This is a genomic window from Pseudomonas sp. Pseusp49, assembly GCF_059491875.1.
Genome location: NZ_CP168514.1, coordinates 5,411,857 through 5,426,929, shown reverse-complemented (window position 1 = coordinate 5,426,929; position 15,073 = coordinate 5,411,857). Strand labels below are relative to the sequence as shown.

Annotated in this window: 13 protein-coding genes; 12 read left to right on the top strand and 1 reads right to left on the bottom strand. The window is 60.4% G+C overall.

All coding sequences use genetic code 11. The features are described from left to right. Positions 1–15 precede the first annotated feature (15 nt). The 8 genes from ACEN83_RS24110 to ACEN83_RS24075 all read left to right on the top strand — a co-directional run bounded on the left by ACEN83_RS24110 (position 16) and on the right by ACEN83_RS24075 (position 10,098). Positions 16–1,443, top strand: a complete 1,428-nt coding sequence (locus ACEN83_RS24110) for an ATP-binding protein (RefSeq protein ID WP_015096573.1) — start codon at positions 16–18, stop codon at positions 1,441–1,443. A gap of 236 nt (positions 1,444–1,679) precedes the next feature. Beyond that, positions 1,680–2,939, top strand: a complete 1,260-nt coding sequence (locus ACEN83_RS24105; protein WP_495578631.1) for a D-mannose isomerase — start codon at positions 1,680–1,682, stop codon at positions 2,937–2,939. A gap of 117 nt (positions 2,940–3,056) precedes the next feature. Further along, a complete protein-coding gene (locus ACEN83_RS24100; protein WP_429394284.1) occupies positions 3,057–4,355 on the top strand; it encodes an ABC transporter substrate-binding protein in 1,299 nt (432 codons plus the stop codon). Between the two features lie 132 nt (positions 4,356–4,487). Further along, positions 4,488–5,396, top strand: coding sequence for a carbohydrate ABC transporter permease (locus ACEN83_RS24095; protein WP_007974433.1), 909 nt, complete (start codon positions 4,488–4,490; stop codon positions 5,394–5,396). Continuing rightward, positions 5,389–6,234 (top strand): carbohydrate ABC transporter permease, encoded by an 846-nt coding sequence (locus ACEN83_RS24090; RefSeq protein WP_007974434.1) that lies wholly within the window; start codon positions 5,389–5,391, stop codon positions 6,232–6,234. The genes ACEN83_RS24095 and ACEN83_RS24090 overlap by 8 nt, the downstream gene beginning before the upstream one ends. Before the next feature lie 4 nt (positions 6,235–6,238). Then, positions 6,239–7,399, top strand: coding sequence for an ABC transporter ATP-binding protein (locus ACEN83_RS24085; RefSeq protein WP_095967934.1), 1,161 nt, complete (start codon positions 6,239–6,241; stop codon positions 7,397–7,399). 205 nt (positions 7,400–7,604) lie between these two features. Beyond that, a complete protein-coding gene (locus ACEN83_RS24080) occupies positions 7,605–8,951 on the top strand; it encodes a carbohydrate porin (RefSeq protein ID WP_495578630.1) in 1,347 nt (448 codons plus the stop codon). Between the two features lie 292 nt (positions 8,952–9,243). Then, positions 9,244–10,098 (top strand): D-hexose-6-phosphate mutarotase, encoded by an 855-nt coding sequence (locus tag ACEN83_RS24075; RefSeq protein WP_495578629.1) that lies wholly within the window; start codon positions 9,244–9,246, stop codon positions 10,096–10,098. Between the two features lie 87 nt (positions 10,099–10,185). Here the strand turns inward: ACEN83_RS24075 and ACEN83_RS24070 are convergent, their stop codons facing one another. Next, positions 10,186–11,046 (bottom strand): MurR/RpiR family transcriptional regulator, encoded by an 861-nt coding sequence (locus tag ACEN83_RS24070; RefSeq protein ID WP_170948639.1) that lies wholly within the window; start codon positions 11,044–11,046, stop codon positions 10,186–10,188. Positions 11,047–11,274: 228 nt separating this feature from the next. On the opposite strand from ACEN83_RS24070, the gene zwf reads away from it, so the two are divergent. The 4 genes from zwf to ACEN83_RS24050 all read left to right on the top strand — a co-directional run bounded on the left by zwf (position 11,275) and on the right by ACEN83_RS24050 (position 15,072). Beyond that, positions 11,275–12,744 carry a glucose-6-phosphate dehydrogenase gene (gene zwf / locus ACEN83_RS24065; protein WP_495578628.1) on the top strand — a complete coding sequence of 490 codons (1,470 nt, stop codon included), beginning with the start codon at positions 11,275–11,277 and terminating at the stop codon, positions 12,742–12,744. Next, positions 12,731–13,444 carry a 6-phosphogluconolactonase gene (pgl, locus tag ACEN83_RS24060; protein ID WP_007974444.1) on the top strand — a complete coding sequence of 238 codons (714 nt, stop codon included), beginning with the start codon at positions 12,731–12,733 and terminating at the stop codon, positions 13,442–13,444. Before zwf ends, pgl begins: the two co-directional genes overlap by 14 nt. Before the next feature lie 17 nt (positions 13,445–13,461). Then, entirely contained in the window at positions 13,462–14,127 is a 666-nt protein-coding gene (locus tag ACEN83_RS24055) for a bifunctional 4-hydroxy-2-oxoglutarate aldolase/2-dehydro-3-deoxy-phosphogluconate aldolase (protein WP_495578627.1), read from the top strand. Positions 14,128–14,331: 204 nt separating this feature from the next. Further along, the gene (locus ACEN83_RS24050) at positions 14,332–15,072 is read left to right on the top strand and encodes a peptidase associated/transthyretin-like domain-containing protein (RefSeq protein WP_495578626.1); all 741 of its coding nucleotides are present in this window, start codon (positions 14,332–14,334) and stop codon (positions 15,070–15,072) included. The last annotated feature ends 1 nt before the right edge of the window (position 15,073 follow it).

The following is a 15,073-nucleotide window of genomic DNA, read 5'->3' as shown; positions in this document are numbered from 1 at the left end:
GCCGCCAGGGTGCCGATGCCGCGTTCGCTGCTCGGGCGGATGTTGCTGTTGACCTTACTGGCCGTGTTGTTCGCCCAGGCGCTGTCGAGTGTGATCTGGGTGTCGCAACTGCGCGCCACGCAGCTCGAGGGCCTGGTCACCAGCGCCCGCAGCCTGGCCCATTCGATGACGGCCAGTGTCAGTTATTTCCGTTCGTTGCCGGTGGCGTTTCGGCCCCTGGTGCTCGATCAGTTGCGCAGCATGGGCGGCACCCGGTTCGTGGTCACGCTCAACGACAAACCCCTGGGCATGGAAGTGCTGCCCATCACCCCGCGCAAAGAGGCGGTGCTCAAGGCGGTGGACGAGGTGCTGCGCCAGTCCCTCGGCCAGGACACGGACATCTCGGTGACCTTCGTCAGCCCGGAAGACCTGCGCATCTTCAATGGCGGCCTGAAGCTCGATGAGTTGCCGCGCTCCTGGGCGCACTACGCCTTGACCCTGGAACCGGTGAACCCGCCGGTGCTGGTCACGCAGATCCAGATGGCGCCGGGTGAATGGCTGTACATCGCCTCATTGCTGCCCGAGCCTTACACCAGCCTTGAAGAACAGGGCCTGCCGGCACAACAGGTGTGGTTCATCGTCCTGACCAGCGGCTTTCTGCTGTTGTTCATCGGCCTGCTGGTGCACTGGCAGAGTCGTCCGCTCAAGCGCCTGGCGCGGGCCGCGCGCGATCTGTCGCTGGGTGCCGACGTGGAACCGGTGGCCGAGGGCGGTGGTAGCGAAGTGGTCGAGGTCGGGCGCGCCTTCAACACCATGCGCGAGCGCATCAGCCGTTACCTGACCGAGCGCAGCCAGTTGTTCAGTGCGATTTCCCACGACCTGCGCACGCCGATCACCCGTTTGCGCCTGCGCGTTGAATTGCTCGAAGACGAAACGCTGCAAGCCAAGTTCGGGCGCGATCTGGACGAGCTCGAGTTGCTGGTCAAGGGCGCGCTGCAATGCGTGAAGGACACCGACATCCACGAGAACATCGAGCCGGTTGACCTCAACCATGTGCTCGACTGCCTGGTGGAACCGTACCTGGCGCCCAACGGCAATGGTCGCGTGACCCAGCAGGGGCGGGCGTTGGCGGCGTATCCGGGCAAGCCGCTGGCGCTCAAGCGCTGCATCGGCAACCTGATCGACAATGCGTTGAAGTACGGGCAGAACGCGCACCTGCACATCGATGACGATGACCGCGCGTTCATCCTGCATGTCGATGATGAAGGGCCCGGCGTGCCGGAGCAGCGGCTGGAGCAGGTGTTCGAACCGCATTTCCGTCTGGCCGGGCAGCAGCAGGGGTATGGGTTGGGGCTGGGGATTGCCCGCAACATTGCCCATAGCCATGGTGGTGAGGTCAGCTTGCAGAACCTGCGTGAGGGCGGGTTGCGGGTGACCCTGCAGTTGCCACGCAGCGTTGACTAGTCAGACCGCGTTATCGTTCTTCGCGAGCAAGCCCGCTCCCACATTTGACCGAGTTCATCCAGATGGAATGCGATCAACTGTGGGAGCGGGCTTGCTCGCGAAGGCGTTAGAAGATTCAACACATCCCTCAAGATAAATGTCACAGCCTGGTGACATAACCCACCCCCTTCGTTACAAGCCGACCTTCGTCCGTTGTTTATGCTCCCCCTCAGTCATAACAACAAAAAAGGTACGCCATGGACACCCTCCAACCAGCCTTCAGCAGTTGGCTGAACGCACCTGCTCATCAGCAATGGCTCGCCGCCGAAGGCCTGCGCCTGTTGAGTTTTGCCAAGGCTTCCAAACTCCCTGAAGGCTTCGGCAACCTCGATGAAAGGGGCCGCCTCCCGGCCGATGCGCAAGCCCAGACCATGAACACCGCACGCATGACCCACAGCTTCGCCATGGCCCACATTCAGGGTTTGCCAGGCTTTGCCGAACTGGTCGATCACGGCGTTGCGGCACTGCGCGGGCCCCTGCGTGATGCGGTTCACGGCGGCTGGTTCGCCACTGCCGAACATCGCGACGGCAACACCGGCAAGAACGCCTACCTGCATGCCTTCGTCGCGCTGGCCGCCAGTTCTGCGGTGGTCGCACAGCGTCCCGGTGCGCAAGCCTTGCTCGATGATGCCATCGACATCATCGACACCTGGTTCTGGAGTGAAGAAGAAGGCGCGATGCGCGAATCCTTCAATCGCGACTGGAGTGAAGAGGAAGCCTATCGCGGCGCCAACAGCAACATGCACGCCACCGAAGCCTTCCTCGCCCTGGCCGATGTCACTGAAGACAACCGCTGGTTGTGCCGCGCCCAGCGCATCGTCGAACGCGTGATCCATGGTCACGCCGCTGCCAACGACTACCTGGTGATCGAGCATTTCGACCGCGACTGGCAGCCACTGCGAGACTACAACCGTGACAATCCGGCGGACGGTTTTCGCCCCTACGGCACCACCCCGGGCCACGGTTTCGAGTGGGCGCGGCTGTTGCTGCACCTCGAAGCTTCGCGGGTGAGCGCGGGGATGCTCACGCCGGGCTGGCTGGTCACCGATGCGCAAAAACTCTTCGAGCACAACTGTCGTCACGGCTGGAACATCGATGGCGCGCCGGGGATTGTCTACACCCTGGATTGGGACAACAAAGCGGTGGTCCGCCATCGACTGCACTGGACCCATTGCGAAGCCAGTGCCGCCGCCAGTGCGCTGATCAAGCGCACGGGTGACGTGCAGTACGAGCAGTGGTATCGCCTGTTCTGGGAATTCTGTGACAGTCATTTCATCGACCGCTGCGATGGCAGCTGGTATCACGAACTCGATCCGCAAAACCGCCCGAGTGCCGACATCTGGCCCGGCAAGCCTGACCTTTACCATGCCTGGCAAGCCGTGCTGATTCCGCGCCTGGCGCTGGCGCCGAGCATGGCAACGGCGCTGGCGCAGTTGTCCCAGAGCGGTTCTATGTAACCATGCGGTGACATTCGCGCATCCCTTCGTTACCTGCGAGGGGATATCCCCTGTTTAGAATCCTATGCAGCGCAAGCAACAGACTTGCATGCATAACAACAAGAAAGGTGCTCCTAGATGAATGCGATTTCTCGCCTCGCTACTGTCATTTCTCTCGCTTCCCTGTCTGCGCTCCCCCTCAGTGTCCTGGCCGCCGAATCCAAAGGTTCCGTTGAAGTCGTTCACTGGTGGACCTCCGGTGGTGAAAAAGCAGCGGTCGATGTCCTGAAGGCTCAAGTCGAAAAAGACGGCTTCACCTGGAAGGACGGCGCAGTCGCCGGTGGCGGCGGTTCCACGGCCATGACCGTGCTCAAGAGTCGCGCCGTAGCCGGCAACCCGCCAGGCGTTGCGCAGATCAAGGGTCCCGACATCCAGGAGTGGGGCAGCACCGGCCTGCTCAGCACCGATGCGTTGAAAGACGTTTCCAAGGCGGAAAACTGGGATGGCCTGCTGTCGAAGAAAGTCTCCGACACCGTGAAGTACGAAGGCGATTACGTCGCCGTGCCGGTGAACATCCACCGCGTCAACTGGCTGTGGATCAATCCGGAAGTGTTCAAGAAAGCCGGGATCGAAAAAGCCCCGACCACCCTCGAAGAATTCTATGCCGCCGGCGACAAGCTCAAGGCCGCCGGCTTCATCGCGCTCGCCCACGGCGGTCAGCCTTGGCAGGACAGCACCGTGTTTGAAGACGTGGTGCTCTCGGTCATGGGCGCCGACGGTTACAAGAAAGCCCTGGTCGACCTGGACCAGAAAACCCTGTCCGGCCCGGAAATGACCAAGTCGTTCGCCGAGCTGAAAAAGATCACCGGCTACATGGACCCGAACCGTGCCGGTCGTGACTGGAACATCGCCGCCGCCGACGTCATCAACGGCAAGGCCGGCATGCAGATGATGGGCGACTGGGCGAAAAGCGAGTGGACGGCGGCCAAGAAAGTCGCGGGCAAGGACTACCTGTGCGTAGCGTTCCCGGGCACTGAAAAGGCCTTCACCTACAACATCGACTCCCTGGCGGTGTTCAAGCTCAAGGCTGATCGCAAGGGCGATATCGCCGCCCAGCAAGACCTGGCCAAGGTCGCCTTGGGCACCGACTTCCAGAAAGTCTTCAGCATGAACAAGGGTTCGATCCCGGTGCGTAACGACATGCTGGGCGAAATGGACAAGCTCGGCTTCGACGAGTGCGCCCAGAAGTCGGCGAAGGACTTCATTGCGGACGACAAGACCGGCGGCCTGCAACCGAGCATGGCGCACAACATGGCCACCTCCCTGGCCGTGCAGGGCGCGATCTTCGACGTGGTCACCAACTTCATGAACGACAAGGACGCTGACCCGGCCAAGGCCAGCGCCCAACTGGCGTCGGCTGTCAAAGCCGCCCAGTAATCCCTTGGCACCCCCCCTGTAGGAGCTGCCGCAGGCTGCGATCTTTTGATTTTGTTTTTCAGAATCAAGATCAAAAGATCGCAGCCTGCGGCAGCTCCTACGGATCCCGAAATCTAAACCTGGATTATCCCGATGAGCTCTGTGGCGGTTTTCAGCAAAGCCTCACCGTTCGATGCGCTGCAACGCTGGCTACCCAAATTGGTACTCGCGCCGAGCATGCTGATCGTGTTGGTTGGCTTCTACGGTTACATCATCTGGACGTTCATTCTGTCCTTCACCAATTCCAGCTTCATGCCGAGCTACAAGTGGGTCGGCCTGCAGCAATACATGCGCCTGATGGACAACGACCGCTGGTGGGTCGCGAGCAAGAACCTCGCGGTGTTCGGCGGCATGTTCATCGGCATCAGCCTGGTGCTGGGCGTGTTCCTCGCCGTGCTGCTGGACCAGCGCATTCGCAAGGAAGGCTTCATCCGCACCGTCTACCTGTACCCGATGGCGCTGTCGATGATCGTCACCGGTACCGCATGGAAATGGCTGCTCAACCCTGGCCTGGGCCTGGACAAGATGCTGCGTGACTGGGGCTGGGAAGGCTTTCGTCTCGACTGGCTGGTGGATCAGGATCGTGTCGTCTACTGCCTGGTGATCGCCGCCGTGTGGCAAGCCTCCGGGTTTGTCATGGCGATGTTCCTGGCCGGCCTGCGCGGTGTCGATCAATCGATCATCCGCGCCGCGCAAGTCGATGGTGCGAGCCTGCCGACCATCTACCTGAAGATCGTCCTGCCGAGCCTGCGTCCGGTGTTCTTCAGTGCCTTCATGATCCTGGCGCACATCGCGATCAAGAGCTTCGACCTGGTCGCGGCGATGACTGCGGGCGGCCCGGGTTATTCATCCGACCTGCCGGCGATGTTCATGTATTCCTTCACCTTCAGTCGTGGCCAGATGGGCATCGGTTCGGCCAGCGCCATGCTGATGCTCGGCGCCGTGCTGACCATCCTCGTGCCGTACCTGTACTCCGAGCTGCGAGGCAAACGCCATGACTAATCAACTCGGAAAATCGGGCATCAGTTTCAGCCGCATCGCGATCTACGCCACCCTGCTGTTGGCAGCGGCGGTGTACCTGATCCCGCTGGTGGTGATGCTGCTGACCAGCTTCAAATCCCCGGAAGACATCCGCACCGGCAACCTGCTGAGCTGGCCGACCGTGATCGACGGCATCGGCTGGATCAAGGCCTGGGACGTGGTCGGCGGCTACTTCTGGAACTCGGTGAAAATCACCGTGCCGGCGGTGCTGATCTCGACTTTCATTGGGGCAATGAACGGCTACGTGCTGTCGATGTGGCGCTTCCGTGGCTCGCAGTTGTTCTTCGGCCTGCTGTTGTTCGGCTGCTTCCTGCCGTTCCAGACCGTGCTGCTGCCGGCCTCGTTCACCCTCGGCAAATTCGGCCTGGCCAACACCACCACCGGCCTGGTGCTGGTGCACGTGGTCTACGGCCTGGCGTTCACCACGCTGTTCTTCCGCAACTACTACGTGAGTATTCCGGATGCGCTGGTGAAAGCCGCAAGGCTCGATGGCGCGGGCTTCTTCACGATCTTCCTGAAAATCCTGCTGCCGATGTCGATCCCGATCGTGATGGTCTGCCTGATCTGGCAGTTCACCCAGATCTGGAACGACTTCCTGTTCGGCGTGGTCTTCGCCAGCGGCGATGCCCAGCCAATTACCGTGGCCCTGAACAACCTGGTCAACACCAGCACCGGGGCCAAGGAATACAACGTTGATATGGCCGCCGCGATGATCGCCGGGCTGCCGACACTGCTGGTCTACATATTCGCTGGCAAGTATTTCCTGCGTGGGCTGACGTCCGGCGCGGTCAAGGGGTAGAAAGATGGCAACTCTCGAATTACGCAACGTCAACAAGACCTACGGCCCCGGCTTGCCGGACACCCTGAAAAACATCGAACTGAAAATCGATGACGGTGAGTTCCTGATCCTGGTCGGCCCGTCGGGCTGCGGTAAATCCACACTGATGAACTGCATCGCCGGCCTGGAAACCATCAGCGGCGGCGCGATCCTGGTGGATGACGCCGACATCAGCGGCATGAGCCCCAAGGATCGTGACATCGCCATGGTGTTCCAGTCCTACGCGCTGTACCCGACCATGAGCGTGCGCGACAACATCGCCTTCGGCCTGAAGATCCGCAAAATGCCGACCGCGGAAATCGACGAAGAAGTCGCTCGGGTTTCCAAGCTGTTGCAGATCGAACACCTGCTCAGCCGCAAGCCCGGCCAGCTCTCCGGTGGCCAGCAACAGCGCGTGGCGATGGGGCGTGCGCTGGCGCGGCGGCCGAAGATTTATCTGTTCGACGAACCGCTGTCCAACCTCGACGCCAAGCTGCGGGTCGAGATGCGCACCGAAATGAAACTGATGCACCAGCGCCTGAAAACCACCACGGTCTACGTGACCCACGACCAGATCGAAGCCATGACCCTGGGCGACAAGGTGGCGGTGATGAAGGACGGGATCATCCAGCAGTTCGGTACGCCGAAGGACATCTACAACAACCCGGCCAACCTCTTCGTGGCGAGCTTCATCGGTTCGCCGCCGATGAACTTCATCCCGCTGCGCCTGCAGCGCAAGGACGGTCGCCTGCTGGCGCTGCTCGACAGCGGCCAGGCCCGTTGCGAGTTGCCGCTGGGCATGCAGGACGCCGGTCTCGAAGACCGCGAAGTGATCCTCGGCATGCGCCCTGAACAGATCATCCTGGCCAACGGTGAAGCGAACGGTTTGCCGACCATTCGTGCCGAAGTCCAGGTCACCGAACCGACCGGGCCGGACACCCTGGTCTTCGTCAACCTCAATGACACCAAGGTCTGCTGCCGCCTGGCGCCGGACGTGGCGCCTGCGGTGGGGGAGACCCTGACCCTGCAATTCGATCCGGCGAAAGTGCTGCTGTTCGATGCCAAAACCGGGGAGCGCCTGGGGGTGGCCGGCGTGCCGAAAACCGAAGCGCACAGCGCCAACGTCGCCCAATTCAAAGGCCGCTGAAGAACAAACCTGTAGGAGCGAGCCTGCTCGCGATGGACGTCAACGATGACACTGGAAACCTGATACCCCACGGCGCTCTCAGGTTTCTCGCGAGCAAGCTCGCTCCTACAGGGGGGGATTCGCAATGCACGGCCTGTCGCGCATTGCACCAGATGTAACCGCGTTAAAGAAGAAAAGTTAATAACAATAAAACGAGGATGTAGGGATGAAGATGAAGAACAAGGCCCGGTTGATCTGCCAGGTTTCAGCAGCGGCAGCACTGGTTCTGGCCGGCAATGCGATGGCCGATGAAGCGTTCAGCTCCGACTCCAAGTGGATGACGGGCGATTGGGGTGGCGAGCGTACCAAGCTGATCGAGCAAGGCATCGACATCAAGATGGACTACGTCGGTGAAGTCGGCGGCAACCTGCATGGCGGCTTCAACGATGACAAGACCGCGCGCTACGCCGACCAGTTCGGCCTGGGCGCGGCGCTGGACCTGGAAAAACTGTTCGGCTGGGACAACACCCAGGCCAAGATCCAGCTCACCAACCGTAACGGCGAGAACATCTCCAACGACCGTATCGGCGACCCGCGTGCCGGCACCTTGAGTTCCTCCCAGGAAGTCTACGGTCGTGGCCACATGGTGCGTCTGACCCAGTTGTGGATTCAGCACCAGTTCTTCGACAACAAACTGGACGTCAAGGCCGGTTACTTCGGTGAAGGTGAAGACTTCAACACCTTCCCGTGCGAATTCCAGAACCTGGCGTTCTGCGGATCCCAGGTCGGTAACTGGGCCACCAACATCTGGTACAACTGGCCGGTCAGCCAGGCGGCGATCCGTGTGAAGTACCACATCAATGACGAGCTCTATGCTCAGATTGGTGCGTACAACCAGAACCCGACGCAACTGGAACACGGTAACGGCTTCAAGCTCAGCGGCAGTGGTACTGAAGGCACCGTGTTGCCGGTCGAACTGGTCTGGTCGCCGAAGGTCAACAGCCTGCCGGGCGAATACCGTGTCGGTTACTACAAAAGCACCGCCAATGCCGACGACGTTCTCAAGGACGACAACGGCCAGGATGCCGCGACCACCGGCAACCCTTATCGCGTCCACGATAGCAAGCACGGCTACTGGTTCGTTGCGCAGCAGCAACTCACCAGCCACAACGGCGACGCTTCCCGTGGCCTGAACATCGCGGCCAACGCCACCTTCCACGACAAGGACACCAACTTCATCGACAACTACCAGTCGTTGATGTTCGTGTACAAGGGCCCGTTCGACGCACGTCCCAAGGATGACGTGGGCATCGGTTTCGCCCGTATCCATGTCAACGATGACGTGAAGAAAAACGCTGAACTGACCAACGTGGCCAACGGTGTTTCGGAATACGACAATCCGCTGTTCTCGCCGATTCGTGAAACCGAATACAACTACGAGATCAATTACGGCTTCCACGTGACCAACTGGCTGACCGTACGTCCCAACCTGCAATACGTCACTCACCCGGGTGGTGTGGATGAAGTGGACAACGCGCTGGTGGCCGGCCTGAAAATTCAGTCGGTGTTCTAACGCGTCTGCGATAAGCTTCTCTCCATGTGCGCATATTTGCGGACAGCCATGGCTGTCCGCTTTTTTTTGCGAGGGCTGACAAGAAATGTTGTGTCGAACGCAACTGTGGCGAGGGGGCTTGCCCCCGTTGGGCTGCGAAGCAGCCCCAAAAACAGCCAACGGGTTCTTTCAGATAACCCGCGGCGACAGTATTGGGAGCGCTTCGCACTCCAACGGGGGCAAGCCCCCTCGCCACAGTGGTTCGCTGGCCGCAACAGTATGAGTACACCCATGATTTTCAGGACCGTAGTAAATGCTTGAGCATCCGCTACAACGCTTCTTCAAATCCTTGCGCGAACGTCCGGTGTTCGCGTGGGAGCGCTATCAGATGCGCGACGTGCTGGTGATCGATCATCCGCTGTGTCAGGCGGTGTTCAGTCGGCAGGGCGCGCAGTTGCTGCACTTCCAGCCCAAGGGGCAAAAACCCTGGCTGTGGTGCGCGGCAAAGTGGCCGCAGGTCGGGGCCATTCGCGGGGGGGTACCGGTGTGTTGGCCCTGGTATGGCCGGCATCCGAGCGAAAACGCCTGGCCGTCCCATGGCTGGGCGCGGCTGCTCGACTGGAAGCTCCTCGACAGCAGCAGTGACGACGAAGGCGTGCGGCTGCACTGGCAGCTGAAGTTGTGCGACTGGCAGGTGGACCTGCATGCGCACCTGGGGGAGCGCATGGACTTGCGCCTGAGCACCGAGCATCAGGACGACATGCCGTGCCAGATGAGCCAGGCTTTGCATGCTTACTGGCGTATTGGCGATGTCAGTGAGATAGCGCTGTCTGGGCTCGACGGCGCGCAGGGTTATGACCAGTTGAGCCGACAGGTGTGTCAGCAGGAAGGCGAGTTGCGCGTGGACGGCGGTTGCCAGCGGGTGTTCCAGCATGACGGCGAATTGCAGCTCAACGACCACGCCTGGCAGCGGGCGTTGTGCATCGACACGGGCGAAACGGCCGACACGGTGGTGTGGCATCCCGGTTCGCGGCCGTTGCTTGGCGTGACCTGGAACGAGATATCCGAATTTGTTTGTGTAGAAGCCGCGAGTGGCGGGACGGACAGTTTGAGTCTGGCGCCTGGGGAGCGGGCGCATTTGAGTTTGCAGGCGCGGGTGGGGGGTTAACAGCACATCAAAAGATCGCAGCCTTCGGCAGCTCCTACAAAGGCGTGTGCACACCTATAGGAGCTGCCGAAGGCTGCGATCTTTTAATTAATTGAACTCGTCACCCACCGGATACCGGCTGGCATTCAGGCTCTCTTTGATCTTGCGCAAGTGTGGCTGGAAATCCACGCCCCGGCGCAACGTCATGCCAGTGGCGAGTACGTCCAGCACGGTCAGCTGGATGATCCGCGACGTCATCGGCATGTAGATGTCGGTGTCTTCCGGCAGCGGAATGTTCAAGCTCAGGGTGCTGGCCTTGGCCAGCGGCGAGTTCTCGGCGGTCAGGCCCAGCACCGAGGCGCCGTTTTCCCGGGCGATACGCGCCACTTCCACCAGTTCGCGGGTGCGACCGGTGTAGGAAATGATCACGAACAACTCGCCGGTATGGGCTACCGAGGCAATCATGCGCTGCATCAGCACGTCGGCGTGGGCCGTGACGGCGAGGTTGAAGCGGAAGAACTTGTGCTGCGCGTCCAGGGCCACCGGAGCCGAGGCGCCGAGGCCGAAGAAGTGGATCTGCCGGGCCTGGATCAGCAGGTCGACGGCGCGGCTGATCAGGTTCGGGTCCAGTGCCTGGCAGGCGCTGTCCAGCGAGGCGATGGCGCTGCCGAAGATCTTCTGGGTGTAGGCCTCCGGATTGTCATCGGCCTCCACCGCACGGCTGACGTACGCGGCGCCACTGGCCAGGCTCTGGGCCAGTTGCAGCTTGAGTTCGGGGTAGCCGCTGACGCCGAACGAACGGCAGAAACGGTTGACCGTCGGTTCGCTGACCGAGGCGGCCTGGGCGAGGGCGGCGATGCTGAAGCGGGTGGCCTGCTGCGGGTTGAGCAGGATCACCTCGGCGACTTTGCGTTCGGCCTTGTTCAGCTCTTCAAGGCGATTCTGGATTTGCTCCAGTAAATTTCGCACGCGGTCCATATAAGTATCCTTGATTCACCGGCGCCGATAAGCGCGCGGCTAATGCAAAAAGGGCCTTTGGTGAGGCCCATGACGGTGGCCTATCCTACTGATGGCTCAGACCGACCACCACTCGGAATCTGTATTTTGCGAAAATGTTGTGGTTATTACTACATTTTCCCTTGAGTGATGCCTTGAAAAAAGGTATTTGTAGCTTAACTTGATAAAAGAACAAACATCATGCTCTCGATTACGGTTGAACCGTGCACCTTTGCCTTGTTCGGCGCCCTTGGCGATCTGGCCTTGCGCAAGCTGTTTCCTGCCCTTTATCAACTCGACGGCGCCGGCCTGTTGCACGAGGACACGCGAATCATCGCGCTGGCCCGTGAGCCGGGTAGCGAGCAGGAACACCTGGCGTTCATCGCCTCCGAGCTGCGCCGCTATGTCGGTGCCAAAGAGCTGGACGAAGCCGTGGTCGAGCGTTTTCTGGCGCGCCTGAGTTACCTGCACGTCGATTTCCTCAAGTCCGAAGATTATGTGGCCCTGGCCGAGGTGGCCGGTACCACGCAACGGGTCATTGCCTACTTCGCCACGCCGGCCGCCGTCTACGGCGCGATCTGCGAGAACATGGCCAAGGTCGGCCTGGCGCAAAATACCCGTGTGGTGCTGGAAAAGCCTATCGGTTCGGACCTGGAATCCTCGCGCAAGGTCAACGACGCCGTGGCGCAGTTCTTCCCGGAGAACCGCACCTACCGCATCGACCACTACCTGGGCAAAGAGACCGTCCAGAACCTGATCGCCCTGCGTTTCGCCAACAGCCTGTTCGAAACCCAGTGGAACCAGAATTACATCTCCCACGTGGAAATCACCGTGGCCGAGAAGGTCGGCATCGAAGGTCGCTGGGGTTACTTCGACAAGGCCGGCCAGCTGCGCGACATGATCCAGAACCACCTGCTGCAACTGCTCTGCCTGATCGCCATGGACCCGCCGGCCGACCTGTCCGCCGACAGTATCCGTGACGAGAAGGTCAAGGTGCTCAAGGCCCTGGCGCCGATCAGCCCGGAAGGCCTGACCACCCAGGTGGTGCGCGGCCAGTACATCGCCGGCTACAGCGAAGGCAAAGCGGTGCCGGGGTACCTGGAAGAACCCAATTCCAACACCCAGAGCGATACCGAGACCTTTGTCGCCCTGCGTGCCGACATCCGCAATTGGCGCTGGGCCGGCGTGCCGTTTTACCTGCGTACCGGCAAGCGCATGCCGCAGAAGCTGTCGCAGATCGTCATCCACTTCAAGGAACCGTCGCACTACATCTTCGCTCCCGAGCAGCGCCTGCAAATCAGCAACAAGCTGATTATCCGCCTGCAGCCGGACGAAGGCATTTCCTTGCGCGTGATGACCAAAGACCAAGGCCTGGACAAAGGCATGCAGCTGCGCAGCGGTCCGTTGCAGCTGAATTTTTCCGACACCTGGAGCAGCGCACGGATTCCCGATGCCTACGAGCGGTTGTTGCTGGAAGTAATGCGCGGCAATCAGAACCTGTTTGTCCGTAAAGATGAAATCGAAGCCGCGTGGAAGTGGTGTGACCAGTTGATCGCCGGGTGGAAAAAATCCGGTGATGCGCCCAAGCCGTACGCGGCCGGGTCCTGGGGGCCGATGAGCTCCATTGCTCTGATCACGCGGGACGGGAGGTCGTGGTATGGCGATATCTAAACTGAAACTGCCGCAGGGCGTCAGCGCCCATGCGTTCAAGAGCCCGGTGTTGCTGGCTGAAAGCCTGGCACTGAATGTGGCCAAGCAATTGAGCGACGCGATCGACACCCAGGGCACTGCGACCCTGGTGGTTTCCGGTGGCCGCAGTCCGGTGGCGTTTTTCCAGCACCTGGCCAAGCAGTCGCTGGACTGGTCGAACGTGGTGGTCAGCCTGGCCGACGAGCGTTGGGTGCCGGTGGAACACGCCGACAGCAACGCGGGCCTGATCAAGCGTTATCTGTTGCAAGGGCCTGCGGCCAAGGCGCAGTTCCTGAGCCTGTACAGCGCCAGCGCCAACCTTGAACAGGCGGCGGAACAGGCGGACCGCTTGCTGTCCGAACTGCCGGTGATCGACGTGCTGATCCTCGGCATGGGCGATGACGGCCACACCGCGTCGCTGTTCCCCAACAGCCCGAACCTTGCCGAGGCATTGCAGGCCGATGGCGTCCGTCGTTGCTGGCCGATGCTGGCGCCGACCGTGCCGCACCAGCGCCTGACCATGAGTCGCGCGCTGCTGGCCTCGGCCAAGCACAAGGTTCTATCGATTTCCGGTCAGTCCAAGCTGACCACCCTGAGTACCGCACTGGCCGGCGACGATGTCGCCGCAATGCCGGTGCGCGCATTTCTGCAACCCACGTTAGAGATTTTCTGGTGCCCATGAGCCAAGGAACAGCCGCTATGACAAACCCATCCCCGACCGTTTCCATGGCGGACAAAGTTGCCCTGATCGACAGCCTCTGCGCGAAAGCGCGGATCCTGCCGGTGATCACCATCGCCCGCGAGCAGGACGTCCTGCCGCTGGCGGACGCGCTCGCGGCCGGTGGCCTGACAGCCCTGGAAGTGACCCTGCGTTCGCAATTCGGCCTCAAGGCCATCCAGATTCTGCGCGAGCAGCGTCCGGAGCTGGTGACCGGTGCCGGCACCGTGCTGGATCGCCAGATGCTGGCGGCGGCGGAAGCGGCGGGCTCGCAGTTCATCGTCACGCCGGGCATCACCCGTGACTTGCTGGAAGCCAGCGTCGCCAGCCCGATTCCACTGTTGCCAGGCATCAGCAATGCCTCGGGCATCATGGAAGGCTACGGCCTGGGTTACCGCCGCTTCAAGCTGTTCCCGGCCGAAGTCAGCGGTGGCGTTGCGGCCATCAAGGCGTTGGGCGGCCCGTTCGGCGAAGTGAAATTCTGCCCGACCGGCGGCGTGGGACCTGCCAACATCAAGAGCTACATGGCGCTGAAAAACGTCATGTGCGTGGGCGGTAGCTGGATGCTTGATCCGGAGTGGATCAAGAACGGCGACTGGACCCGCATTCAGGAATGCACCGCCGAGGCCTTGGCGCTGCTGGACTGATCGCTTCACCCTACACTTCGTTGTGTGTTCTACGGCTTTACGGTGCGCTTGGTCGGTGCACCGTTTTTTTTTGCCCGTCGTATTTGATAGCACGAACTAACGTCATAACTTAAAACATAATGCCGCCCTGTTTTCACTCGGTTTGGATATTCTGAGCCGGCCACCTGTATGGAACAGGTATTAAAAATGAATAGGGATATTAAAATGGAAGATTTCATTAAAGCTGCGCACTTTAACGATCTTGAAAAGACCCAGGCAACCCTGTGTGTGTTTTCGCCTGAGCAAATTGCCGGACCTTATTTCCGGAACGACCGACTTGAACGATATGACATAACCGAGGGTGCCGATGGAGTGCCGATGGAGTTGGTGCTCAACATCGTCAACTTTAATACCTGCGAGCCTGTCGAAGGCCTGTTGGTGGATATCTGGCATTGTAATGCCCAAGGGCTTTACTCGGGATGGAGTGAGGTAGACCCCGATCAGGAGGCGCCTTCCGGAGAGATTGGCTCGATACCACGAACCGATGAGGACAGCTACCTCAGAGGTTGTGGCCTGACCAACGAGTACGGTAATTGCAGTTTTCTCTCGGTGTTTCCCGGATTCTATGCCGGCCGATCCGTCCATATTCATGTGACGGTCAGGAAGTTGGATGAACAGCATAACGACCGGCATGTGGCCTATGTTGGACAACTGTATGCGCCCGAACTTATCTCTGCGCAGATCAATGAACTTCCAGGCTACGCTGGTCGAAAGATTGCCCGGCTGAGAAATGAACAGGACGAAATCTACAGTGAAATGCACGGATCCGGCACACTGTTGAATATGGACTGGGTCAACCGGGGCACAGCTCAAGAGCGTTTATTGGGAACGGTCGTGATCGGTGTGGATCCTGACGCCTTTTCTACTTACATCACCCCCGAAGACTTTGATAAAGACACCGTCTGAC